General features: G+C 43.1%; 23 protein-coding genes. 5 read left to right on the forward strand and 18 right to left on the reverse strand.

Annotation, left to right across the window (positions count from 1 at the left end):
- Positions 1-18 precede the first annotated feature (18 nt).
- The 11 genes from pstB (LCM10_RS07540) to LCM10_RS07590 form a co-directional block, all read right to left on the reverse strand.
- Positions 19-792, reverse strand: a complete 774-nt coding sequence (pstB, locus tag LCM10_RS07540; RefSeq protein ID WP_224875518.1) for a phosphate ABC transporter ATP-binding protein PstB — start codon at positions 790-792, stop codon at positions 19-21.
- Positions 793-859: 67 nt separating this feature from the next.
- On the reverse strand, positions 860-1,651 hold the full coding sequence (pstB, locus tag LCM10_RS07545) for a phosphate ABC transporter ATP-binding protein PstB (RefSeq protein ID WP_224875662.1): 792 nt from the start codon (positions 1,649-1,651) through the stop codon (positions 860-862).
- 45 nt (positions 1,652-1,696) lie between these two features.
- Positions 1,697-2,584 (reverse strand): phosphate ABC transporter permease PstA, encoded by an 888-nt coding sequence (pstA, locus tag LCM10_RS07550; RefSeq protein ID WP_224875519.1) that lies wholly within the window; start codon positions 2,582-2,584, stop codon positions 1,697-1,699.
- A complete protein-coding gene (gene pstC, locus LCM10_RS07555) occupies positions 2,584-3,447 on the reverse strand; it encodes a phosphate ABC transporter permease subunit PstC (RefSeq protein ID WP_412103379.1) in 864 nt (287 codons plus the stop codon). The genes pstA and pstC overlap by 1 nt, the downstream gene beginning before the upstream one ends.
- 134 nt (positions 3,448-3,581) lie before the next feature.
- Positions 3,582-4,493 (reverse strand): phosphate ABC transporter substrate-binding protein, encoded by a 912-nt coding sequence (locus tag LCM10_RS07560; protein ID WP_224875521.1) that lies wholly within the window; start codon positions 4,491-4,493, stop codon positions 3,582-3,584.
- Between the two features lie 261 nt (positions 4,494-4,754).
- Positions 4,755-6,953, reverse strand: a complete 2,199-nt coding sequence (locus tag LCM10_RS07565; protein ID WP_412103380.1) for a peptidoglycan D,D-transpeptidase FtsI family protein — start codon at positions 6,951-6,953, stop codon at positions 4,755-4,757.
- A gap of 133 nt (positions 6,954-7,086) precedes the next feature.
- A complete protein-coding gene (locus tag LCM10_RS07570; RefSeq protein ID WP_224875522.1) occupies positions 7,087-8,304 on the reverse strand; it encodes an MFS transporter in 1,218 nt (405 codons plus the stop codon).
- Positions 8,305-8,414: 110 nt separating this feature from the next.
- A complete protein-coding gene (sodA, locus tag LCM10_RS07575; protein WP_224875523.1) occupies positions 8,415-9,023 on the reverse strand; it encodes a superoxide dismutase SodA in 609 nt (202 codons plus the stop codon).
- A 402-nt stretch (positions 9,024-9,425) separates the two neighbouring features.
- The gene (locus LCM10_RS07580) at positions 9,426-9,905 is read right to left on the reverse strand and encodes a DUF456 domain-containing protein (protein ID WP_224875524.1); all 480 of its coding nucleotides are present in this window, start codon (positions 9,903-9,905) and stop codon (positions 9,426-9,428) included.
- Between the two features lie 69 nt (positions 9,906-9,974).
- On the reverse strand, positions 9,975-11,603 hold the full coding sequence (locus tag LCM10_RS07585) for a Na/Pi cotransporter family protein (RefSeq protein WP_224875525.1): 1,629 nt from the start codon (positions 11,601-11,603) through the stop codon (positions 9,975-9,977).
- A 239-nt stretch (positions 11,604-11,842) separates the two neighbouring features.
- A complete protein-coding gene (locus LCM10_RS07590) occupies positions 11,843-13,063 on the reverse strand; it encodes an MFS transporter (RefSeq protein ID WP_224875526.1) in 1,221 nt (406 codons plus the stop codon).
- Positions 13,064-13,111: 48 nt separating this feature from the next.
- Here LCM10_RS07590 and LCM10_RS07595 point away from each other — a divergent pair, with 48 nt between their 5' ends.
- Both LCM10_RS07595 and ispG read left to right on the forward strand, forming a co-directional pair.
- Positions 13,112-13,483: a hypothetical protein gene (locus LCM10_RS07595; protein WP_224875527.1), complete on the forward strand. Its 372-nt coding sequence runs from the start codon at positions 13,112-13,114 to the stop codon at positions 13,481-13,483.
- Positions 13,484-13,608: 125 nt separating this feature from the next.
- On the forward strand, positions 13,609-14,712 hold the full coding sequence (gene ispG, locus LCM10_RS07600; RefSeq protein WP_224875665.1) for a flavodoxin-dependent (E)-4-hydroxy-3-methylbut-2-enyl-diphosphate synthase: 1,104 nt from the start codon (positions 13,609-13,611) through the stop codon (positions 14,710-14,712).
- A gap of 154 nt (positions 14,713-14,866) precedes the next feature.
- Here ispG and LCM10_RS07605 read toward each other — a convergent pair whose 3' ends face one another.
- The gene (locus LCM10_RS07605) at positions 14,867-15,232 is read right to left on the reverse strand and encodes a DUF4190 domain-containing protein (RefSeq protein ID WP_224875528.1); all 366 of its coding nucleotides are present in this window, start codon (positions 15,230-15,232) and stop codon (positions 14,867-14,869) included.
- Between the two features lie 200 nt (positions 15,233-15,432).
- Here LCM10_RS07605 and LCM10_RS07610 point away from each other — a divergent pair, with 200 nt between their 5' ends.
- Positions 15,433-16,002: a 5' nucleotidase, NT5C type gene (locus LCM10_RS07610; RefSeq protein ID WP_224875529.1), complete on the forward strand. Its 570-nt coding sequence runs from the start codon at positions 15,433-15,435 to the stop codon at positions 16,000-16,002.
- A gap of 489 nt (positions 16,003-16,491) precedes the next feature.
- On the opposite strand, the gene LCM10_RS07615 is transcribed toward LCM10_RS07610, so the two are convergent.
- From LCM10_RS07615 to LCM10_RS07630, 4 genes are all read right to left on the reverse strand, one after another.
- Complete coding sequence (locus tag LCM10_RS07615; protein WP_224875530.1) at positions 16,492-16,908, reverse strand: Fur family transcriptional regulator; 417 nt, start codon at positions 16,906-16,908, stop codon at positions 16,492-16,494.
- Positions 16,909-16,911: 3 nt separating this feature from the next.
- Complete coding sequence (locus tag LCM10_RS07620) at positions 16,912-17,769, reverse strand: metal ABC transporter permease (protein WP_224875531.1); 858 nt, start codon at positions 17,767-17,769, stop codon at positions 16,912-16,914.
- Between the two features lie 15 nt (positions 17,770-17,784).
- Complete coding sequence (locus tag LCM10_RS07625; RefSeq protein ID WP_412103381.1) at positions 17,785-18,546, reverse strand: metal ABC transporter ATP-binding protein; 762 nt, start codon at positions 18,544-18,546, stop codon at positions 17,785-17,787.
- A gap of 203 nt (positions 18,547-18,749) precedes the next feature.
- Entirely contained in the window at positions 18,750-19,631 is an 882-nt protein-coding gene (locus tag LCM10_RS07630) for a YitT family protein (protein WP_224875533.1), read from the reverse strand.
- A gap of 80 nt (positions 19,632-19,711) precedes the next feature.
- Here LCM10_RS07630 and LCM10_RS07635 point away from each other — a divergent pair, with 80 nt between their 5' ends.
- Positions 19,712-19,966: a DUF2624 domain-containing protein gene (locus LCM10_RS07635; RefSeq protein ID WP_224875534.1), complete on the forward strand. Its 255-nt coding sequence runs from the start codon at positions 19,712-19,714 to the stop codon at positions 19,964-19,966.
- 49 nt (positions 19,967-20,015) lie between these two features.
- Here the strand turns inward: LCM10_RS07635 and LCM10_RS07640 are convergent, their stop codons facing one another.
- Positions 20,016-20,909, reverse strand: a complete 894-nt coding sequence (locus LCM10_RS07640; protein WP_224875535.1) for a deoxyribonuclease IV — start codon at positions 20,907-20,909, stop codon at positions 20,016-20,018.
- A gap of 73 nt (positions 20,910-20,982) precedes the next feature.
- Positions 20,983-22,287 carry a DEAD/DEAH box helicase gene (locus tag LCM10_RS07645; RefSeq protein ID WP_224875536.1) on the reverse strand — a complete coding sequence of 435 codons (1,305 nt, stop codon included), beginning with the start codon at positions 22,285-22,287 and terminating at the stop codon, positions 20,983-20,985.
- Positions 22,288-22,498: 211 nt separating this feature from the next.
- Between LCM10_RS07645 and LCM10_RS07650 the strand changes: the two genes are divergently transcribed.
- Positions 22,499-23,263, forward strand: a complete 765-nt coding sequence (locus LCM10_RS07650; RefSeq protein ID WP_224875537.1) for a YqfQ family protein — start codon at positions 22,499-22,501, stop codon at positions 23,261-23,263.
- The last annotated feature ends 82 nt before the right edge of the window (positions 23,264-23,345 follow it).

Consider the following 23,345-nt stretch of genomic DNA (forward strand, 5'->3'; position numbering starts at 1 on the left):
TCACATACATGTATTCCATCATCCAAATCTGCCGCTGATATAATCCTCTGTTCTCTTATCACTTGGATTGGAGAAGATGGTATCGGTCTTATCCAATTCAATCAGATCGCCAAGAAGGAAGAAAGCCGTTTTATCAGATACCCTTGCTGCCTGCTGCATATTGTGGGTAACAATCACGATTGTGTACTGCTTCTTCAGTTCTGTGATCAATTCTTCAATTTTCACGGTAGAGATGGGGTCAAGGGCAGAAGTCGGTTCGTCCATCAACAGGACATCAGGTTTGGTTGCTAGTGCCCTTGCGATGCAGAGACGCTGCTGTTGTCCACCTGAGAGGCCCATTGCCGGACCATCCAAGCGGTCTTTCACCTCGTCCCAAAGAGCGACATTCTTCAAGCTTGTCTCAACGATCTCATCAAGTTCGCTTTTCTTTTTGGTTCCATGAATCTTTGGACCGAACGTGATATTGTCATAAATACTCTGTGGGAATGGATTTCCCTTTTGGAATACCATTCCGACATTTTTTCTCAATTCTACTAGGTCAACGCGGTCTGATAAAATATTCTGTCCCTTATAATTGATCTCACCTGACATTTTGATGCCCGGCACGGAACGGTTCATCAAATTCAATGTTTTGACGAAAGTAGACTTCCCGCAACCAGATGGTCCGATGATGGCAGTCACTTCGTTCTGAAGAATCGGGAATGTGATATTTTTCAACGCGTGATTATTTCCGTACCATAAATTTAGGTCATTTACATTAAATATTGTTTCTTTCTCAATTGCTGTTGTCATTCGAAACCCCTCCAACCTTCACTAAAAGATAGGCTGCTATGATGCAGCCACCTTTAAGAACTTCTTATCAGCTGAACCGACCAGAGATATAATCTTCCGTTCTTTTCTCCGATGGGTTTGTAAAGATTTTCTCTGTTTGATCAAACTCAACGAGGACACCGTTATAGAAGAAAGCCGTCTTGTCAGATACACGGGATGCCTGCCCCATGTTATGTGTGACAATAACAATTGTGTAATCCTTCTTCAGTTCCGTAATCAATTCCTCGATCTTCGCATTGGATATCGGATCCAACGCAGAAGATGGTTCATCCAGGAGCATAACCGTCGGTTTCATCGCAATCGTCCTTGCGATGCATAAACGTTGCTGTTGTCCACCTGATAATGACAGGGCAGAAGTATGAAGGCGGTCTTTCACTTCATCCCACAACGCCGCCTTACGTAAACTCTCCTCTACAATGTCCATCAACGTGCTTTTCTTTTTGATCCCCGAAAATTTCAGGGCATGGGTGATATTCTCATAAATTGATTTGTTAAATGGATTTGGTTTTTGGAAAACCATCCCGATTTCTTTCCTTAGCGCAACCACATCGATGTTATTACCCAACAGGTTAACATCTTCATACATGATTTTTCCTTCAGCGCGAGCGATGGGCACCAAATCATTCATGCGATTGATGGTCCTTAGGAATGTCGACTTCCCGCAGCCTGAAGGTCCAATCAATGCTGTCACTGCATTTTTCTCGATTTTCATATTGATATCTTTCACTGCATGGTTATCACCATAATAAAAGTCGAGATTCTGGACATCCAGGATGATCTCTTTCTCATTCGGTGATTTCCCTTCCAGTGTTTTATCCATTGGTTTATCCGTTAACTGAACAGTCATCATTGATCACACCTTTTATTATTTTGTTGCTGTGATTTTCTTGTGAATATAGCTGCCTAGGAATCGCGCCCCGAGATTGAAGATCAGGACCGAGATGATCAGGACAGCCGATGCACCTGCAGCTTTTTCATCTACGTCAGGGATCAAGCCTTGTGTATTTACAGACCATATATGAACGGCCAAGGTTTCAGCTGGCCTGAACAAATTCAAAGGAGAAGTCGGTGAAAATGGATTCCAGTTCATATAATTAAGCCTTGGCGTTGATAAACCTGCCGTGAATAAGAGCGCTGCCGCTTCACCGAACACCCTTCCTGAAGCCAGGATCGCACCTGTCAGGATTGAAGGGAAAGCCCCTGGGATCAAGACTGTTTTAACTGTATGCCAATTGGTGATACCAAGTGCAAGGCTTGCTTCTTTAAGTTCCCTTGGAACACTGCGGATCGCATCTTCGCTGACACGGACCATGACTGGCAAGTTAAATACCGTCAGTGCCAGTGCACCACCTATGATTGTATAACCCCATCCTGTAATGTTTACAAAAACCAATAAACCGAACATCCCGATGACAATCGAAGGAAGGGAAGCCAGTACTTCGATACAAGAACGGATCGTATTGGTAACTTTCCCTGGTTTCGCATACTCTGCCATATAGATTCCGCCGCCTACGCCAAGCGGTACCGTAATGATCATCGTGATCACCAGGATATAAAATGAATTGAAGAGTTGGTCACGGATTCCGCTTCCTGCGCGGACTGCACTCGAAGGTGTCGTTAAGAATTCCCAAGTGATATAAGGGACACCCTTGACCAGGATATATGAAAACAATGCCACTAATATAGAAATGATGATAGCAGCGATACCAACAAAGACGCCGGTTGCAAGTTTGTCAGCTCTTTTACTGTTCATTAGATTTTCCTCCTAGATGAGAGATAACGGATGATTAAGATAAACATGAAGGACATGATCAATAGAATCAGACCCATAGACCAAAGTGTATTATTCTCTACACTTCCGTATGTTGTATGTCCCATATTCAACGTAATGATCGTCGTCAGTGTCGCAGAGGCGTCCAATAAACTAGTTGGTAGATCTCTTGTGTTCCCGATGACCATTTGAACAGCCAAAGCTTCACCGAAGGCTCTCGCCATACCAAGCACGACAGCTGTCAATAAGGTCGGGAGGGCTGCAGGGATCAACACTTTGCGGATTGTCTGCCAGCGAGTGGCACCAAGCGCATAAGAACCATCCCTTAAACTCTTAGGCAACGAACTCATTGCATCTGTTGCAATGGTTGTAACCGTCGGCAGGATCATGATGGATAAGACGATCGTCCCTGCCAATAAAGAAAATCCCATGCCAGAAAATTTATCACGTATAAATGGGACTAATACTGTAAGCCCTATAAATCCATAAACAACTGATGGAATCCCTACAAGCAGCTCAACGATCGGCTGCATGATTTTCCTCCCCCATGAAGGAGCAATTTCTGTCATGAAAATTGCTCCACCGATTCCAAGTGGGGCAGCAATCAGCGCTGAAAGAATCGTTACTGCAAATGAACCGAAGATGAACGGTAGTGCTCCATATACAGGATTCTCACTCGTAGGGCTCCAATCCGGACTGGTTAAGAACTCAATGGGACTTACACCATTTTTTATGAATGATTGCAAACCTTTCGTACTGAGGAAAATCGTGATCGACACAGTCGCAGCAATCATGATGATGGCTGACAATGTGACTAAGAATTTCCCTTTAAATTCCCCGTTCATCCAAGACTTATTATTTTTCACTAACCTCTTTGAGGCAGGCATATGTTTTTCCATACTCGTCAAACACCCCTAATACGATATAATAGGGCAAATGCGATGAGCGCATTTACCCTATTGATTTATTGAACTGTCGATTACTTCTTCGTTTGATTTCCTTCAGCGTCACGCTCTACTTCCATTTTCGTAGCAGCGATGTAGCCTTGGTCTTTTAATAAACCAGTTTGAACGTCTTCGCTCATCATATAGTCTAGGAACGTTTTCGCCAATCCTTCAGCTTCACCTTTAGTGTAAGAGTGTTGGTAAGCCCAGATTGGGAATTCACCTTTTTGAACATTTTCGTCAGTCGCTTCAACACCATCGATTGCAAGTGGAGTTACGCTGTCATCTGTGAAGTAAGAGAAAGCAAGGTATCCAATTGCTCCATCAGTTTCGCTGATGATTTTCTTAACTGTGTTTGAAGAATCTTCAGTGATTCCTTCTGCAGGTGTTTCTCCATCAAGACCGAATTTAACGAAAGTTGCGCGAGTACCAGAAGAATCCGGACGGTTTACAAGAGTGATTTCTTGATCTTTACCACCAAGCTCTTTCCAGTTCTTGATTTCACCAGTGAATACTTTTTTAAGATCTTCTTTAGAAATTTCTTCGATACCAACATTAGGATTAACTGCAGCAGTCATACCTACAACCGCTACTTTATGGTCAACTAACTCATCCGCAGGAATTCCTTCTTTTTCTTCAGCGAATACGTCAGAGTTACCAATTTGTACTGACCCTTCAGAAACTTGGGATAATCCTGTACCAGAACCACCAGCGTTAACTTGGATGTCTGCATCCGGATTTTCAGCCATGAATTCTTCAGCTGCTGCTGCAACTAGAGGTTGCATTGCAGAAGAACCTGAAACTACGATTGAACCTGAAGCTGATTCTGTTCCTTCTTTGTTGTCTCCAGCATTTTCATCTGTGCCACTTTCGTTCCCACATGCTGCAGCGAAAGCCACTAGCGTTGCGATGATTAAAAGCAGACCGTATTTCTTGAAGTTCTTCATTCCTTAATTCCCCCTAAGAATATTGGTTGTTTTGTCCTACGAGTAATAGATTAATAGACGAGTGTTAATTGTGTATTGATCGATTGTAAAGGTTTTGTAAATTCGACATTTTTCTTTTTTATTCTTGTACAAGAAATGGGTGTAAACCTTTATTAACAGTAGTTTGCTTATAGTTTCATGATATTATTCATGCGTTGTTGACAATAAAAAAAGTGGCAAAGGGCAAACTCCATTCGGAATCCGCCTTTTACCACTTTTTTACTAGTTATTTTCTTCTCGATCTTCTTCTTGTCTTTTTTCTGCGTCATCGGCATTCTCGATCTTCTTATCGATGGATGTCGGATCTCCTACTTCTTCTGCACGCTTTTTCTTCAGTTCGAAGTATTTATCCATCACCCGTTTTGAAATGTATTTATTCACATAAGGATCTGATACTCCGCTCGCCTGAACGTGGGATGCAGGAACAAGTGTAGCGTATGCCACTTCCGGTTGATTGAACGGCGCATACCCGATCAGCGTGGTATTGTAGCTCAATTTTCCACCGATGTATGTTTCTGCGGTACCTGATTTACCCGCTGCGTTATACGGTGCATCTTTGAACTGTGAATACGCGGTACCATCTGGTGAGTGGTACACACGGTAGAATCCATCCTGAACGTGTTCGATCTGAGATGGCGTTGCTTCGATGCGATTCAAGACATTGGTCTCTTTCTCGAACAGAATCGGGCCGAGTCGATCCTTTTCATTTGTCGGCTCCCTGATTTCCTTCATGATGTGCGGCTGTACTCGGTAGCCGTCATTCGCGATAGTGGATACATATTGCGCGAGCTGCATTGCTGAATACGTATCGAATTGTCCGATTGCAAAGTCGAGGAGCAGACCTGGATTGGTCAAGTTCCCTTCGATCCCACTCGTTTCACCTGGCAAATCGATCCCTGTCGATACTCCTAACCCGAATTGGGAGAAGTGATTACGGAACGTTTTAATTGCGTCAGGGTTGATGCCCATCGTGGCGCGAGGGACATAATTCTGTCCGTTTATCCTCATGGCAACTTTGAACATATAGGAGTTCGATGACTTTTCAAGCGCAAATAGATCAGACATCGGGATCCTGCCGTACCTGTTGAACCAGGACGTTTTCGGCGTTCCCTGCTGACCGATGATGATCGGCTCATCGACCAGTACTTCCCCTGGTGTCAATTTCCCTGTCATATAACCAGTCAGGACGGTTGCACCCTTCACGACCGATCCGACTTCATAAGAAGTGGTGAAGGTACCGAGGGCTGCATCACGCATTTCGTATTTCCCCGTTTCTGGGTTCTTCACGTATTGCTTTCCTGCCATCGCAAGGATTTCGCCGGTATTCGGGTCCATCATGACGACATAGGCCCTGTCGAGGTCTGGTGACTCACTTCGATTGACCACTTGCTTCATCAGTTCTTCCTCGATGATCTTCTCAACTTCCCTCTGCAGTTCCATATCGATCGTAAGGACAACATCCTTCCCTCTCTGCCCTTGTTGGATGAGCAGGGATTCAAGGACACTGCCACCTTTCGTAACGTTCTTGATCTGTTCTTTCTGTCCTTGAAGGACTTCTTCATATTCCAATTCCACATAACTCTTACCAACTCGGTCATTCCGGTTATAGTCCCTAGCTAAATAGGAATCTACCAAATCCTTCGGCAAACCTTCACGCGCAGACGAAACATTCCCCAGGATCGTCCGGAGCGTATCATCAAATACGTATGCCCTTTTCCAATCCGTTGTCGTATTTACTCCAGGGAGCTCACTTAGATGTTCACTCACGATAGCGAACTCTTCGGGGGTGACTCCTTCATTTTTTACGATTTGCGGATTCAACGCATATCCCGTCGTGAATTCCCTGTAAATCGCGATGATTTCCAGATCTTTTTTCGAAAGGGAGGCAAGTTCCTCTTCAGTAATCCGGTCCAACCTCATTTTATAGACTTTGCTATTGACTTCATCCTCTGATAGATCTTCATTATCTTGAAGCTTCTTTATTTCCTTATCAGACACCTTCTCATCGGCTTTTTCCTTATTCTTTATGATCCAGTAATCCTTTTTATCCCGCTCTGTCACTTCTTTCGTATCTTTCTCGATATAATCGGAAAGTTTCGATGCAACTTCAAGCATTTCATCTATGGAAGTGTTGTTCGTCCTTGTATAGGTGATCGCATTCAAAGGGATATTGTCTACAATGACATTCCCATATCGATCGAAAATCTTCCCGCGTGGAACGCTTGTTTTCACGACCACGTCTTCCGTTCGTTCCACTTCTTTCTTATAACTTTCCCCATTCACGATTTGAACGAGTCCCAACCTGAGAACCAAAAGTGAAAATAACAGGAACACCGCAAAGAACAGCAAGTTCATCCTTGCAGGGACATGTGTTTTTTTCTTTTTCTTATTTTTCTTCAATCCTTCCAGTCCTTCCTCTATGTAAAGATAATATGAGCACGTTCCATCCTTCCCCTATTTTATAGAAAACAGTATACTTTTTCTACTCTCTTGGAAGTGAAAACACACAAGAAAGAGAGGAAATAATCCCCTCTCTTTGAACGTATTTACATTTTCAGGATGCCGGAATTTCCACCCTCCTGATAAAAAGGTAAATCAACGAGTGCCCAGCCCCTAATATCAAAAGCAGGATCGGGATGCTCTTATCCTGATCAAAGTATGTCACTGCCACGATAAAGGAGGCAACCGAAACGATCCGGCCGAGGTTCAAGAATAGTTCCCTTACCACAATATACTCGATTCTCATTTCTGCGGCCTTCCAACCTGTTCCAATCACATCATAGGTCATAGAAATATACGGCACGAGCAGAACTGGATAGGCTATTGCGATCATGGCAGCATATAGCAGCAGTTTCGTGTATGTCACATCGAACACGATCAGGAAAATCGAGACGTAGAGCAACAATCCACCAAACAATATCGCTCGTTTCCGGAATTGCTTTTTAATAATCCTGGAAGCCAGATAGTAGCCGATAAACGCAATTCCTGAATTGATCAATCCAAAAGTCCCGATTGCGAATTCACTCCCTGTCGAAATGAACACGAATACCGAGATAATGAATATAAATGTACCTTCACGCAGCCCCTGAAAGAAATGGGCATTGGTGATAAGCCGCCAATTACGGTTATGTTGTCTTTCTTTGAAGATCCTCACGAACAAATAGCGTCCAGAAGCAGGACGTCTCTTCAAGAAAAAACTTAAAAGAACGGCAATGGAGAATAAGGCAAGTGAAATGCCGAATACAATCGTATAGCCTTTAAACGACGTGAATCTTGAAATAATGAATCCTGCAAGGATCGGACCAAGCATTCCCCCGGCCGAAGTCAACGTCCCCAGGAATCCGTTAAAGAAATCCCTTGTCTCAGGCTCGGTTATTTCAAAGGTCAGGACATTGAATGCCAGCCAGTAAAAGCCATACCCAATCCCTAGGAGGGCGCCAAGGATGATCAGAAAATTCTCTGCCGATTTGCCGAATAACAAAACAGAAATGTAGAAAACAGCCAAAAAAATGACGCCGAACCTTAAAACGATTACCCTGTCGACCTTCTTGGCTAGCCTGCCGGCCAGAATGAACGTCAACGGTTGAAAGATGACAACAGTCAGGTTATAGATCCCGAGGTCAACAAATTCACCAGACTGCTTCCATAAATAAATATTCACGAACGTGTTTGATAAGGCAATGCTCAGTGAGTACAATCCACCAATCAATAATAACAACGTAAGGTCCCTTGTTAAATCAATGTCGCCCAATATCTTTTTAAAGCTGCTCATTATTAAAACTCCCCTTTAACGTACCCCTATCTTTTGAAAAAGGGAGGGAAGTTATGCAGAAAAAAGAGAGGTTCTATAAAGAACCTCCCCTGTGTCATTACTTATGAAAATTATTTTGCAGCAGAAAAACGTTTTGCTACTTCATCCCAATTTACTACATTCCAGAACGCACCAATGTAGTCAGGGCGACGGTTTTGATAGTTAAGGTAGTAAGCGTGCTCCCAAACATCCAATCCTAGGATTGGAGTCTTGCCTTCCATAAGAGGGCTGTCCTGGTTAGGCGTGCTTGTTACTTCAAGCTCACCGTTATTTACAACCAACCATGCCCAGCCAGAACCAAAACGTGTAGCAGCGGCATTTGCAAACTCTTCCTTGAATGTGTCGAAGCTACCGAATTTAGATGTGATGGCATCTGCTAATTCACCAGTTGGAGCTCCTCCTCCATTAGGGGAAAGGATTGTCCAGAACAATGAGTGGTTGGCGTGGCCTCCACCGTTGTTACGTACAGCAGTGCGTGCTCCTTCTGGAACTGCGTCAAGATTGGATACTAGGTCTTCAATTGACTTGCTAAGAAGGTCATCATGCCCTTGTAGCGCGTCATTCACTTTCGTTACGTATGCGTTATGGTGTTTCGTGTGGTGGATGTTCATTGTTTCCTTGTCGATATGAGGCTCAAGTGCATCATAAGCGTAAGGTAATTCAGGTAATTTGTAAGCCATAATAAAATTCCTCCCTATGTAAGTTTCCTGAAATCTATTCAGGTCGTTTCAGTATAAGATTACCAAATCTCCTAGGTCTGTTCAAATAATTTGATTGGTTATTCTTACAAAGATAAAATGCCCTTATTTTATGAAATGTAAACACAAAATTCCTTTTAATAAAGCCTTAAAATAAATTGTTCCATCGGAAGAGGCCGTTCCTTTCCGCTGCAGGCATTTGCTTTCCGCGGGGAGGAAGTCGAGCCTCCTCGTCGCTGCGCTCCTGCGGGGTCTCGACCTTTCCTCTCTTCCCGCAGGAGTCAAATGCCTGCAGCTCCAATACACTCTAGGATTCATAATTAAGTAAAACCTCAAAAAAATTCACCATGTGACATTATTCGAATAAAATTCTGTCCAGATTGATTAAACAACAACAAAAAAGTAAATCACCATTACCAGTTGGATCAAGCCTTTTGTGAATACGCTTGAGATGAATCCGACTACTGAGCCTACTCCGACTTTAAGGGTTTGTTTTAGGGATGAGCGGTGGACAAGCCATTCTCCGATGATGGCGCCGAGGAATGGGCCAGCAATGATTCCGAAGACCGGTATGACGAACGGTCCGATCAAGAGGCCGATAGTGCTGCCCCAAATCCCCGCTTTGGTCCCACCGAATCGCTTCACTCCAACTAAATTCGCCAAATAGTCCGCTCCGAATAATAACACAACAAACAGGATTTGAACGGTCCAGAAAACCCAATTGAATGGTGTGAAGTCATAGAAAACACCATAGAGTAAGAAGCTAGCCAATAGAAATAATACACTCGGTAAAATCGGATAGATCAGTCCGACAAACGATAAAACCATAAGGACAATAATGATTGCCCAATAAAGAACATCCATTCAAAATACCTCCTTCTAAAAAAGACTGACTCAAGCTACTTGAGTCAGTCTTTGCTCTTCATACTTCTATTATTCTACACCAAGCACCGCTTCGGCAATATTTACGGCATGATCACCGATACGTTCCAAGTTGCTGATGATATCAACGAAAACAATTCCGGCTTGTCCAGAACATTTACCTTCATTTAAACGAAGGATATGTTGCTTTCTGAGCTTTCTTTCCATTTTGTCGATTTGATCCTCTTTCTCAGCGACTTCTCGTGCAATGTTTGTATCGTTAAGGTCAAGTGATGTTAATGATTTTTCAACCGTTTCAATGGTCAGGCTGAACATTGTTTCAAGGTCATTCATCGCATCATCAGTGATCTTCACTTTGTTGGACTGCTGGTATTCAACCAATTCAACGATGTTCTCGAAATGATCACCGATACGTTCGATGTCACGTACTGTGTCCATTAAGATGGAATGACGCTCAGACTCTCCTTCAGAAAGGGACGAAGAAGACAGATCCACAAGATAATTCGTGATTTTCTTATCAAGGTTATTGATGGCTCCCTCAATCTGATACGCAGCTTCAGAGTTTTTAGAACTCTTCGTTTTAAGGAACTCATTTGTTTCCTGAAGACCTTTCACTGCGAATTGCCCCATGCGCAGTACTTCTTCCTTCGCTTGTCCCAATGCGATGGAAGGAGATTGTTCGATGAACACAGGATCAAGGTGTTTAGAGTTGGAATCTACAAAGGTATCCTGTCCTGGGATCAACTTCGTAACAATAACCGCTAACAAAGCGATGAACGGGAATTGAATGATCGTATTCGTCAAGTTGAACGTACCATGTGCAAACGCAATGGTCATCGGTTCATTCAAATTAAGCTCCGCTTGAAGGAATAAAACAAACTTCTCGAAAAGCGGCAAGACGATCAAGAAGATCGTTGTACCAATCAAGTTAAATAGTACGTGGACTGCAGCTGCTCTTCTTGCGGCAACAGAAGCACCAAGTGCAGCAAGTACTGCGGTGATTGTAGTACCAATATTGTCACCGAATAAAACCGGTAATGCCGCGCTTATATCCACTAAGTTAGAGCTATAAAGCTCCTGAAGAATACCGATTGTCGCTGATGAGCTTTGTACGATCACAGTGAATAATGTCCCGATCACAACCCCAAGAAGAGGGTTTGAGCTCATATTGACTGTCAAGTCATGGAATGCCTCAAGCGAACGGAGTGGTTTCATTCCGCCTCCCATTAATTCCAGACCATAGAATAAAGCACCGAATCCAAAGATCAACTGACCGATATTCTGAACCTTCTTGCTCTTAAAGAAGAAGAGAAGAATTGTTCCGAGTGCAATGATCGGCAACGCATAAGCCCCGATATCGAAACCGATGATAAAAGCTGTGACGGTCGTACCGATGTTGGCACCCATGATGACACCGATGGCTTGTCTCAGCGTCATGAATCCAGCACTTACAAGTCCGACAACGATAACGGTCGTACCTGAACTAGATTGGATCAAGACTGTAACAAAGATACCTGCCAACACACCCATGAATGGATTTGTCGTGAACTTATCCAGAATGTCCTTGAGACGTTCACCAGCAGACTTTTGCAGTCCGTCACCCATATACTTTATTCCAAAGAGGAATATTCCCAGTCCACCAAAGAACTGAAATAACATCTCTTGCCAATTTAATTCCATTTTTTCAACCCCTACATAATTTTTCGACATGTAACAACAAAAACCCCATATCATTAATAAACTATTTTATAGTTTTCGTAAATAGTTTTCCCCTCAAATTTACAATAGGTTAATAAAAGTGGTTTAATGTTACATTAATATTACAATTGATAATTAATATAAATAAAAAAATTCGAGTTCATGCCCTTTTGATGTACCATGGCATAATCGTCTTCTTTTAATGAAATAAGTATCATTGATCATTTAAGACTCCAGCCTAATCCGTCAGCTGACACCTTTTTTCGGCGAAATGAAATCACAAGAAGCAACAAGACATTCACAAGTGAAAAGATGAAAGAAATGATATACATGGAGTTTACGTCTCCCTTCCAGATGGAGTAGAAGATCGGTCCTAGCGCCACACCTAAAAAACGGAACGCGCCATACATACTCACAACAAACCCCCTCTCCCGTTCAGACACACTACTGGTGATGAAGGTATTTAAGACAGGAAGGATCAATCCCAGTCCACCGAAACAAATGGTTATACATAGGAGTAAAATGTCCAATGAATGAAAAAAGGTCAAAGTCCCTAAAGGAACGGTCATCATACCGATACCCCATTTTATATAACACCAACCCCTTTCTTCATCCGTTTTCACCCTACGTCCGCACCAAATGGAAGAAACCGTCATGGCACCAAGCGGAAACATAAAAGAAAAGCCTTTAAAAAAACCATCAATATGAAAAGTATTTTCGATATGGTAGGAAAGAAAGAACAGGATGCCGAATAATAAGAATAAACCGATTCCCCCTATTGCATATAGCGGGAGTAGTAATAATCCCTTCGAAGTGAAAACCACACCGATATGTTTGACATAATTCTTTAATCCATTCTGCCTTCTCTGCACATCCATGTTCCTGTCCTTTAGGTGATGGTGAAGTCCCACAAGGATCAAGACGCACAAAAGCGGAAAGATCCAAAAGGCATGGTTCCAGCTTAAATAGATTGTCAATGCCGCACCGATCACCGGTGCGATGACCTTACCGATCCCATTGAACACCTCCAATGCTGCCAGCGCCTCAGTACGCTCTTCACCTACGAAAAGGTCTCCTGCCAGGGCCATGGCTAGTGGGGTCGTACCCGCGGCACCCATGCCCTGAATCCCTCTCCCCGCCATAAAGAGGGGCACGGGATTCTCCATCCATGCGCTCGACACACACATTACACTGCCCAACAAGATCAACCACAAGGAAAATTGAATGATCCTATTGCGCCCGAAGCGGTCAGATAAAAAACCTACAAACGGGATACATATCGCAGCAGGTATTGTGAATGAGCTCAGGATCCAGCCGGACCACTTCTCTTTCAATTGAAGGGCTTCTTCGATGCTCGGTAAGATCGGGATCAACATGGAATTACCCAATACCATGAGGATGGGAAGCATACCCAGTACGGTGACGAGCCTTTTATTCTTCATAGTCATTGTCTCCTTTTTTTACCCAATCAAATGTCAGGAGGTACGTTGATGAAGCGGTTATTCATTTTCTTTGGTATTATCATTCTTCTTTACAGTGTCTATTATGATTTAAATAAGGGGACTTTACGTTTATTGATGGATGAAGCCTCTATGGTGACCGCACAACCTCAGCCACAGTCCATTCGAAAAGAAACAGTCGATTCCGTGCCGTCATCCGGACACGAAGACCCATCCCTTCCATATATAGAGATCAAGATCCAACCGGGTGATACGGTATTGAGTCTGGTGGAAGACTCCCTTGAAGGGTCACTCCCGGTTTCAATCGAGCAAGTTGTTACGGATTTTGAAGAATTGAATAGTGTCCCTCCAGGCAAGATACAAATAGGGAAAATATACAAGATTCCTGATTATAACGAATAAGGGGGCCCTTTACGCACCTAATTCTTGTCAATCCATGCAAAACACTGTTACAATAGCTTCGTATTATTTATAATGGTAGTTGTATTGTAGAACCTTTCCAAAGGAGCGAATTACACTTGAGTGAAATTATACATCGTTCAAAAACACGTCCGGTAAAAGTCGGAAACTTAACTGTTGGCGGAAACAATGAATTGATTATACAAAGTATGACGACCACAAAGACACATGATGTGGAAGCAACCGTCAAAGAAATCCACCGTCTAGAGGAAGCAGGGTGCCAGGTGGTCCGTGTGGCTTGCCCTGATGAGCGTGCGGCAAATGCCATCGCAGATATCAAGAAGCAGATAAACATCCCATTAGTGGTGGATATCCATTTTGATTATAAGCTCGCATTAAAGGCAATTGAAGGCGGTGCCGATAAGATCCGGATCAATCCTGGTAACATCGGTCGCCGTGAAAAAGTGGAAGCAGTCGTGAAAGCTGCGAAGGAAAAAGGGATCCCGATCCGTATCGGAGTGAATGCTGGGAGCCTTGAACGAAAAATCTTGGAAAAGTACGGATATCCTACTGCAGATGGTATGGTTGAAAGTGCTTTGCACCATATCAAGATCCTTGAGGACCTTGATTTCCACGATATCATCGTTTCCATGAAAGCATCCGATGTCAATCTTGCCATCGAAGCATACACCAAGGCAGCACAAGCCTTTGATTATCCGCTTCACCTGGGAATCACCGAATCGGGTACCCTGTTTGCAGGAACCGTCAAAAGTGCTGCAGGACTTGGAGCCATCCTAAGCCTAGGTATCGGGAATACGCTCAGGATTTCATTGAGCGCCGATCCAGTTGAAGAAGTGAAGGTTGCACGCGAATTGTTGAAATCCTTCGGCCTCGCATCCAATGCTGCAACGTTGATTTCGTGTCCTACATGCGGGCGGATTGAAATCGACCTTATTTCCATTGCGAATGAGGTGGAGGAATATATCCAAACCATCAAGGCACCGATCAAGGTAGCGGTATTGGGCTGTGCAGTAAATGGACCAGGTGAAGCGCGTGAAGCGGATATCGGGATTGCCGGTGCACGTGGAGAAGGACTTCTTTTCCGCAAGGGTAAAACCGTAAGAAAAGTACCTGAAGAAACCATGGTAGAAGAACTTAAAAAAGAAATCGATAAAATTGCACAAGAATATTATGACAAACAAGAAGCTGAAAAAGAAGAAACAGAAGCCTAAAGCAAAGAGGACTGATCACTCAGTCCTCTTTTTACTTTTTTAAAACGCTCCCCATTTTAAAAAAGTGATCCACTCATCAGGCGTTATGCAAACACGTAAATGTGTCCCGCCAACCTGATACGTCAGGAAAACATGTTGCGATTAGAGCGTGTTTTTAAAAGAAGGGCAGTACGAATAATCCAATGATTATGGATACTGCTCCGACTCCTATTGCCCATGATCCAAGGGTTTCAGCCCCTCGTCTTCTGGCAACGAACCCGAGGACAATCCCCGCGGCCCCCATAATGACTGGAAGGATGAATAAGGAAAGGATCGACAGTGCAAGTGCGGAATACCCCAGCACCCGTCCTGATGTCGTTGTTTCCTCTTCAGTATCTTCCTCAAAATCGTGGCTTACATTGACTGGCGCAGCGATTTCAGCAGCAGTCTCTTCCTTAAAATCATGATCTCTATCCACTATTTCCGGATTGTCGTAATACACATCGATATCTTCAAGGTTTCGATATTGATCATCAGCCATACAGCAATCCCTCACTTTCAATTTTGGGAGCCTTCTTATTGTTTGTCACAATGCCGTTTTTACTATGCTAATGTTTGTCATTTCTGTAAGGACGCTATAAACAAATACGATATGAATTAGAGGACGAAACTAAGTCTTAAGAGATAGGCTGGATTGTGGTACACTTGAAGGAGTTTGGATAAAGAGGAGCATGATACCGAATGAAACGTTTTGGAATCGACATAGATGGCACAGTGACTTCTCCTGAGTCACTACTGCCGCACATCAATGATTACTTTGATCTGCAATTGACATTACATGATATTACCCAATACGAATTGACAAAAGTGCTTGATATTTCGCCTGAAGTGTTTGGCAACTGGTTCAAGAAAGCAGAACCGGAAATATACAAGCATTCCCCTTTGGCCCAAGGTGCGAAAGAGATCCTTGATGATTGGAAGGAACACCATGAGCTTTTCTTCATCAGTGCACGTCCCTCGGAGCTTTTGCAATTGACCAAGGAATGGTTTGATGCGAAGGACCTTATGTATCACCATATCGAATTGATTGGCTCACATAATAAATTATCAACCGCCAAAAAACATGATGTAGATATCTTCTTTGAAGACAAACATGATAACGCGGTGATGATTCATGAAGAACTGAACATTCCCGTTGTTTTGTTCGACACTCCTTATAACCAGCAACCGATTCCGGATGGTGTCATCAGGGTGAATGACTGGCAGGAAGCCAATCAATGGGTCAACAGATGGCTTCGCGGAGAAAAATAAAGAGATTGGGACAACACTAAAAACAACCACAAAGGTACGAACAATTTCAGTTTCGCCTACACTTAACGCTAATGATTTCCGTGCAAGACTTCGCTTTCCGCGGGTAGCCCCTGAGCCTCCTCGCATTCGCCTGCGGGTAGAAAAGCGGAAGTGGTCGTTTTGCTCCCTTTGAAAAATGTTCTTCGGCTTTAGAGGTGTTTTTTGCCTCAAAAGTCGAAGGTTAATTTTCAAACGGGAGCAGACCACTGGAGCTAGACAAGTCTCACATCAGCTACTCTTCCCGCCGGAGTCTACGTCTTGCACTCCAATCAACCGCTAGATAGAGGTAAAATCTAATCGTACAGTTATATAAATAGGTAAAAACCCGAACTAATTTGGCTTCCAACAGCCTAATTAGTTCGGGTTTTAATTTGTCTGAAACACTTTTGTCCCAGACTCTTTATTTATGTCTTAATCATGCTCATCCCAGTCTTTTTCGCTACTTTTATGCTACTGACATTGAGGACACTTTCCGTAAATCTCAAATTTGTGGCCTGATACATCAAATCCCGTTTCCTCAATGCTGTCTTTCAGGGCATCCATGGGACAGGTATGGATCTCTTCTGTTTTCCCGCAATCCATACAGATGAAATGATGGTGATGATGACTGCTTTCACAGGTGAAACGGAAATGCCTTTCACCTGATAATTCAGTTTCTTCCAGGATGCCGAGTTCTACAAACAAGCTTAAGTTTCGATAGACTGTATCAAAGCTCAATCCTGGATAGTCACCTTTCATGAATTCAAGCACTTCTTTAGCCGTCAGGTATTTATTCGAGTCAGAGAACAATTGAAGCAACTCTTCCCTTTTTCCGGTATGCTTATATCCTTCAGATTTCAAAAGCTCCATCGCTTGAGTTACATTCATTCTTTACACCTCTACTTTTTCAACATGCCTGGCTGATTTAATCTTCTTGACCGCCATCGTGACCAATAGGATGAGGATCGCGGTAACAACGATGGTCCCCCCAGGGGCAAGATCTAAATAAAAGGCACTGACCAACCCAACGATCACAGAGATTTCCCCGAACAATAAGGAAAAAGCAATCGTTTGTTTAAATCCTCTAGCAATTCGGATGCTTGCCGCCACAGGAAGAGTCATCAAGGATGAAACAAGAAGGATGCCCACCACTCGCATCGAAGCAGCGATGACCAAGGCAACCATTACCATGAAGATGAAATGTATCATTCCAGCCCGAATCCCCGATGCCTTTGCATGATCTTCATCGAAGGAAAGAAGGAACAGCTCTTTGTATAACATAAAAACCACGCCGATGACCAGGATGCTGATTGCCGTGATCAAGAATAGGTCTCCCCTGCTCACCGCACTTACACTTCCAAATAAATAACTAAAAAGATCCGTTGTGAAGCCATCAGCCAATGAAATAAAGATGACACCGATTCCTATTCCGCCCGATAAGATAATCGGTATGGCAAGTTCCTGGTAATGTTTATAAACGGTTCTCAGTCGTTCAATGAATAAAGAACCTCCAACGGAAAATATCATACCAAAATATAACGGATTGAGCCCTTGCATGGCAGGCACTGTCTTACTCAGATATAAACTTGCCGCTATTCCCGATAATGTTACATGACTAAGGGCATCAGCAATCAGCGAAAGTCTCCTGACAACGATGAATGCGCCTAAAAGCGGAGCGATGATCCCGATGAGGATCCCAGTTAGAAAAGCATTTTGTAAAAATTCATATTGTAAAATTGCATCAAGCACCTGCTTTTCCTCCAATCAATGGTGATCATGATTCAAGAAGTGGACATCATGGCCGTAAAAGGATGACATCTCGCCTTCTTTCAGTTTTTCAAATTCTTCTGTTTTCCCGTGAAAATGTAAATGTTTATTTAAGCATGCTACATGTGTGACCTTACTTGAAATCGATCCGATATCGTGTGTAACCAATAATAATGTTATTCCAAGATCGGAATTAAGATGGTCCAACATATCATAGAAGTTCTGCACATTTTTGCTATCGACACCGACAGTAGGTTCATCCAAGATCAGGACATCGGGCTTGCTTACGAGCGCACGTGCAATGAATACCCTTTGCTGCTGTCCACCAGATAATTCCCCTATGTTCCTGCCGGAAAAAGCGGTCATCCCTACCGATTCAATCGCGTCCATAATATCATTCCGGTATTTTGAAGAGATCCTTCTGAACATCCCCGCTTTTTTAGTCAATCCACTTGCCACGACTTCGTACACGGTTGCAGGAAAACCACTATTGAAACTGTTTGCTTTTTGAGATACGAATCCAATCCGGTCCCATTCCTTGAATTTCTGCTGAGGGATACCAAACAGCTCGATTTCCCCCTGCTTCACCTTCAATAAACCAAGCATTAATTTCAGGAGTGTCGATTTCCCAGAACCATTGGGACCGACAATCCCCAAGAATGCTCCTTGAGGGATGGATATATTGATGTCTTCAAGTACCCTTTCGCGGTCATACCTGAAATTCAATCCTTCTATTTTTATAACGGGTGTCTGATTCATTTCCATTGATTTCAACTCTCTTTTTAAGAATCATTACGATTTAAATCACTTTAGAAAGTATACAGGATGGTTCAGCTCTTGTAAATAAAAGAAGTTCAGCTCTTGTAAATAAAAGAAGTCCAGCCCCGATAATAATACGAAAAAAAGCTGTTCATACCGTTAGTTACCGGTGAACAGCTTCCTTCATATCCTTTGTTAGTGCATCAATGGATGGCCGATTTAAATCTCGCTCCTTTTGTTTCCTGTGTACTCATGATGGTGATGAATGCGTTGGGGTCGATATCAGTGACGACGGACTTAAGTTTTGTTACTTCCAGTCTCGTCACAACTACATAAATCACTTCTTTATCATGATCTGTGTAGCCGCCCCGACCTTTCAGCATGGTCGTTCCCCGACCAAGCCTTTTAAGAATTGCATCAGATACCTCCGCATATTCGTCGGATACGATGATGACGGCTTTCGTTTCATCCATTCCTTGAATGACGGTATCAATGGTTTTGAATGCAATATAATAGGTCATGACCGAATACATCGCTTCCTCGATCCCAAATACAAACGCTGCCCATCCAAAAATGAAGATATTGATGAACATAACAAATTCACCAACAGAAAAAGGCAGTTTCTTTGTTAACAAAATGCCAAGTATTTCGGTTCCATCCAACGAACCTCCATGCCGGATAACCAATCCAACCCCGGTACCTAGCGTGAGTCCCCCAAAAACCGTTGCAAGGATTTCTTCTTCCACAAACGGTTCGAAGTGATGCAGGAACCCTTCGATGACAGCAAGTGCCAACACAGCAAATAAAGAAGATACGACGAACGTTTTACCTATTTGCTTGTATCCTGAATAAAGAAACGGAAGATTCATCAGGACCAATAAAGTGGAAAAGTTCAATAACGGGATTTTATCTGAAACCAAATAATCCAAGATCAGCGAAACACCGATGATCCCCCCGTCAATGATATTATTCGGTATCAAGAATAATTCGATTGAAATAGCTGCCAGTGCTGCTCCGATTGTGATGAAAACCAGGCGGTAAATGAAATGAAGTGGACTTTCTTTTTTATGTACTCTTTGTGCCATACCAGTCTCCCTTTCTATTCACAAAAAACTGTCACTTTCTTGTCAGAAGCTACATATGTATTTTTTGAGGAGTGATTTAGATGAAACTATTACAAAATGTGATCAACCATAAGATCAACACGATTACGCGGGCTGAGTTACTTAAGTATGCCATTCAATATAATATCTCATTAACCGCCAAACAAGCAGACTCGATTGTATCAAAGGTCAAGGGGAAAAACATAAATATCTTCGACGATCAAAGCAGGAGCAAGCTGGTGAAAGAGCTTGCCAGGGAGATCGGTCCGACCAAGGCGAAGGAAATCAATCAACTCTTCATGCAATTGATCAGGTAGGTATAAGAAAAGGAGGCTGCTTCCACTTATAGAAGAGCCTCCCATCCCATTACTGATGCTCGATTTTGCTTAATACGTCCTCATCAAATTGTTGTTTCAAAAGCATATCGATTTCGAATTTATAAGGAGCCTTCTTATTCTTCTTATCTTCTCCAACATAAGGTGTCTCAAGGATCTTCGGAACTTCAGCCAGCTGTGGATGATGCACGATGTAATTCAGGGGCTTAAAACCGATATGGCCGAAACCGATGTTTTCATGTCGGTCTTTCCTTGCACCGTTTGGATTTTTACTGTCATTGATATGAAGGACCTTCAAACGATCGATACCGATGATTTTATCAAATTCATCCAATACCCCATCAAAGTCCTCCACAATATTATACCCCGCATCATGCGTATGGCATGTATCAAAACAGATCGAAAGCCTGTCATTCAGCTTGACTCCTTCAATGATCTGAGCCAACTCTTCGAACGACCTTCCGCACTCAGAACCTTTTCCAGCCATCGTTTCCAAAGCGATTTGTGCTTTATGGTCTTTTGTCAACACTTCATTCAGACCTTCAATGATCTTCTCTATTCCTTTATCAGCGCCCGCTCCGACATGGGCTCCTGGGTGAAGGACGATTTGATTTGCACCAAGCGCTTCGGTACGCTCGATTTCGGACCTAAGAAAATTGACGCCCAATTCAAACGTCGCCGGATTCGTCGTATTGCCGATATTGATGATATAAGGGGCATGTACAACGATTTCTTGGATATTATGTTCTTTCATATGCTGAAGACCTGCTTCAATATTCAAATCCTCGATTTTTTTTCTTCTTGTATTTTGAGGTGCTCCTGTATAGATCATAAATGTATTCGCACCATAAGACACTGCCTCTTCACTGGAAGCGAGAAGCATCTTTTTTCCGCTCATTGAAACGTGTGATCCCAATTTAACCATTCTCTTCAACTCCTAAGAAAAACTGTCTTTCTCCATTTTATCGAATGTTCGAAAACGAATCACGTCATAAGACTTACTTGCTCCGATTCTTTTTTCTTCGTTCTTTCTTTTTGATTTGGTCCATTTTATATTTCATTTTCTTCTTATACCCTGGCTTTACCTTTTTCGGCTTTCTGACAAGGGATTTAGCCTTTGCATCGATTTCATCCGTCGTTTTTTGACGGCTCTTACGTTTGTTCAGGGCAGGAAGTTCGATCCACTCCCCTTTTTTAAGCTCCATGTGACTGAAGCTGATGCCCATCTTCTCGATGCGGTTTAGCGCATCTTCATCTGAAGGCTCATAAATGGTATAGGCAACGCCGGAATTTCCCGCCCTTGCCGTACGGCCGCAGCGGTGGACATAGAAATCCAGATCCTGTGGAAGCTCGTAATTGATGATATGACTGACACCTTCAATATCAATCCCTCTGGCTGCAAGGTCAGTCGCAACGATATATTGATAGTCAAGGTTCCTGATCTGCTTCATCATCTTCTTACGTTCACGCGGGGACAGGTCACCATGGATCCTTCCTACCTTCAGTCCTTTTGCGATCAGTGCATCGGCTACTTCATCAGCGTTCGCCTTTGTATTGGTGAAAACAATCCCTAAATATGGATTGATGTCGACCAAGATATCATAAAGGACTGCCACTTTATCCCTGCTTTTCTTGGGAACGATCACGTGGTTGATATTTTTGGCAGAGATTCTCTCCGGCTCCACGTGTGCAAATTGCGGGTTTTCCATGTACTTCTTCATAAATGGCTTGAGCTTTTCTGGAATTGTAGCAGAGAAGACAAGTATTTGAAGTTTCTCAGGCATTTTAGCCGCTATTTGATCTACATCTTCAATAAAGCCCATGTCCAGCATAAGATCTGCTTCATCAACGACGAGCATGGAAGAGGTATGGACATAAAGCGCCTGCTCCTTGACGAGATCGTTGATGCGCCCAGGTGTCCCCACCACAATGTGCGGCTGAGTCTTGAGCTTTTCGATCGTCCTTTGTTTATCGGTTCCTCCGATAAAGCAGCGTGAAGAAATGTCACTGTTTTTAGTGATTTTCAAAATTTCGTGGTAAATCTGCTGTGCAAGTTCCCTCGTTGGAGCTGTAATGACGGCTTGTACCTGTTCAGAAGCAGCGTCCACTTTCTCAATGATCGGCAACAAGTAGGAATGGGTCTTCCCCGTACCAGTCTGTGATTGTCCGATCGCGCTTTGTCCCTTCAGGATGAGAGGGATCATTTTCTTTTGAATGTCCGTTGGCTCATAAAATCCCAGTTCTTCAATGGCTTCGGCAATGAAAGGCTGAAAGCCATAATCCAGGAATAAATTCTTTTTCATCTGTTTCATCTCCTTATTTAAAATATTCTTTTATTTAAACGTTAGCATTCGCGTTATTATTTAAAGAACATCTAACCATTATAATAAACTTTCGCCAAAACTTCTAGTTAGACTTGTAAGCAATATGATGTTATAGACACAATACCCTTTTTTCATGAGTTGCATACTCTATAAAGACGAGAAAATCTTATAGTGAAAGGAGGCCGGCAGTATGCCGCCTAGAAGACGAATGAGAATGCAGGATCCGCACGGAGGGAGCCCTTTTGGGATGTTGCCAAGGCAAAGTGGAAGGAGTCCATTTGGCATGAGACAGCAGGGTGATATGAGGAATCCTTTTGGAACAAGGCCACAAAATCCTCCACCTTTGCAAATAGGTCAGCAAATGAACCGTTTCACCGGCCATCAGGGACCACCGTCCTTTCAAGGTATGAACGGAGGAAGGGGTAAAGCACGCGGAGGCGGTCTCCTGTCCAAACTCTTAAAGAAGGGTGACAGAGGGAATCAACAAGGTGGAGGTTTATTACAGCAGTTCAGCAGGGACAATTCGGCAGGTGCTGTAACAGGATTCGAACGTGGGCCGGGAGCTGCTGCTGGAGCATCCACACTCGGAAGTCTACTTAACCCGGGGAATATCAGTTCATTTCTCTCGAATACCCAACAGGTGTTGAATACAGCACAGCAATTTGGACCGATGATTCAGCAATACGGACCGATGGTAAAGAATCTTCCGGCGCTATGGAAGCTTTATCGGGGCTTTAAGGATCTATCCTCTGATGAATCCACTCCTAAAGAAGATAACGAAAAAGGGACAGAGCCTAATGAAGAAGTGATTAAAGGAGAATCCGGGGTTAAAGAAAAAGGTAAAAAAGGAAAGAAAAAGAACGTAAAAGAAGTGGAACTCGATGATGACTCAGAACAAAAGCCCCCGAGAAAAAAAACATCGCCAGGCACTTCGAAGCCAAAATTATATATTTAAGGCCAAAACCCTTTAAGTTCCTATACTTTGAGGGGTTTTCTTTTTTCTATGACCATACCCACCCCCACTTCTTATGACCGTC

Source organism: Rossellomorea aquimaris (assembly GCF_020171925.1).
Classification (GTDB): Bacteria; Bacillota; Bacilli; order Bacillales; family Bacillaceae_B; genus Rossellomorea; species Rossellomorea aquimaris_F.

Excerpts from the sequence above, each read along its gene's own strand:
- pstB (WP_224875518.1), bottom strand. The coding sequence starts at position 792 with ATGACAACAGCAATTGAGAAAGAAACAATATTTAATGTAAATGACCTA.
- pstB (WP_224875662.1), bottom strand. The coding sequence starts at position 1,651 with ATGGATAAAACACTGGAAGGGAAATCACCGAATGAGAAAGAGATCATC.
- pstA (WP_224875519.1), bottom strand. The coding sequence starts at position 2,584 with ATGAACAGTAAAAGAGCTGACAAACTTGCAACCGGCGTCTTTGTTGGT.
- pstC (WP_412103379.1), bottom strand. The coding sequence starts at position 3,447 with ATGAACGGGGAATTTAAAGGGAAATTCTTAGTCACATTGTCAGCCATC.
- LCM10_RS07560 (WP_224875521.1), bottom strand. The coding sequence starts at position 4,493 with ATGAAGAACTTCAAGAAATACGGTCTGCTTTTAATCATCGCAACGCTA.
- LCM10_RS07570 (WP_224875522.1), bottom strand. The coding sequence starts at position 8,304 with ATGAGCAGCTTTAAAAAGATATTGGGCGACATTGATTTAACAAGGGAC.
- sodA (WP_224875523.1), bottom strand. The coding sequence starts at position 9,023 with ATGGCTTACAAATTACCTGAATTACCTTACGCTTATGATGCACTTGAG.
- LCM10_RS07580 (WP_224875524.1), bottom strand. The coding sequence starts at position 9,905 with ATGGATGTTCTTTATTGGGCAATCATTATTGTCCTTATGGTTTTATCG.
- LCM10_RS07585 (WP_224875525.1), bottom strand. The coding sequence starts at position 11,603 with ATGGAATTAAATTGGCAAGAGATGTTATTTCAGTTCTTTGGTGGACTG.
- LCM10_RS07590 (WP_224875526.1), bottom strand. The coding sequence starts at position 13,063 with ATGAAGAATAAAAGGCTCGTCACCGTACTGGGTATGCTTCCCATCCTC.
- LCM10_RS07595 (WP_224875527.1), top strand. The coding sequence starts at position 13,112 with ATGAAGCGGTTATTCATTTTCTTTGGTATTATCATTCTTCTTTACAGT.
- LCM10_RS07605 (WP_224875528.1), bottom strand. The coding sequence starts at position 15,232 with ATGGCTGATGATCAATATCGAAACCTTGAAGATATCGATGTGTATTAC.
- LCM10_RS07610 (WP_224875529.1), top strand. The coding sequence starts at position 15,433 with ATGAAACGTTTTGGAATCGACATAGATGGCACAGTGACTTCTCCTGAG.
- LCM10_RS07615 (WP_224875530.1), bottom strand. The coding sequence starts at position 16,908 with ATGAATGTAACTCAAGCGATGGAGCTTTTGAAATCTGAAGGATATAAG.
- LCM10_RS07625 (WP_412103381.1), bottom strand. The coding sequence starts at position 18,546 with ATGAATCAGACACCCGTTATAAAAATAGAAGGATTGAATTTCAGGTAT.
- LCM10_RS07630 (WP_224875533.1), bottom strand. The coding sequence starts at position 19,631 with ATGGCACAAAGAGTACATAAAAAAGAAAGTCCACTTCATTTCATTTAC.
- LCM10_RS07635 (WP_224875534.1), top strand. The coding sequence starts at position 19,712 with ATGAAACTATTACAAAATGTGATCAACCATAAGATCAACACGATTACG.
- LCM10_RS07640 (WP_224875535.1), bottom strand. The coding sequence starts at position 20,909 with ATGGTTAAATTGGGATCACACGTTTCAATGAGCGGAAAAAAGATGCTT.
- LCM10_RS07645 (WP_224875536.1), bottom strand. The coding sequence starts at position 22,287 with ATGAAAAAGAATTTATTCCTGGATTATGGCTTTCAGCCTTTCATTGCC.
- LCM10_RS07650 (WP_224875537.1), top strand. The coding sequence starts at position 22,499 with ATGCCGCCTAGAAGACGAATGAGAATGCAGGATCCGCACGGAGGGAGC.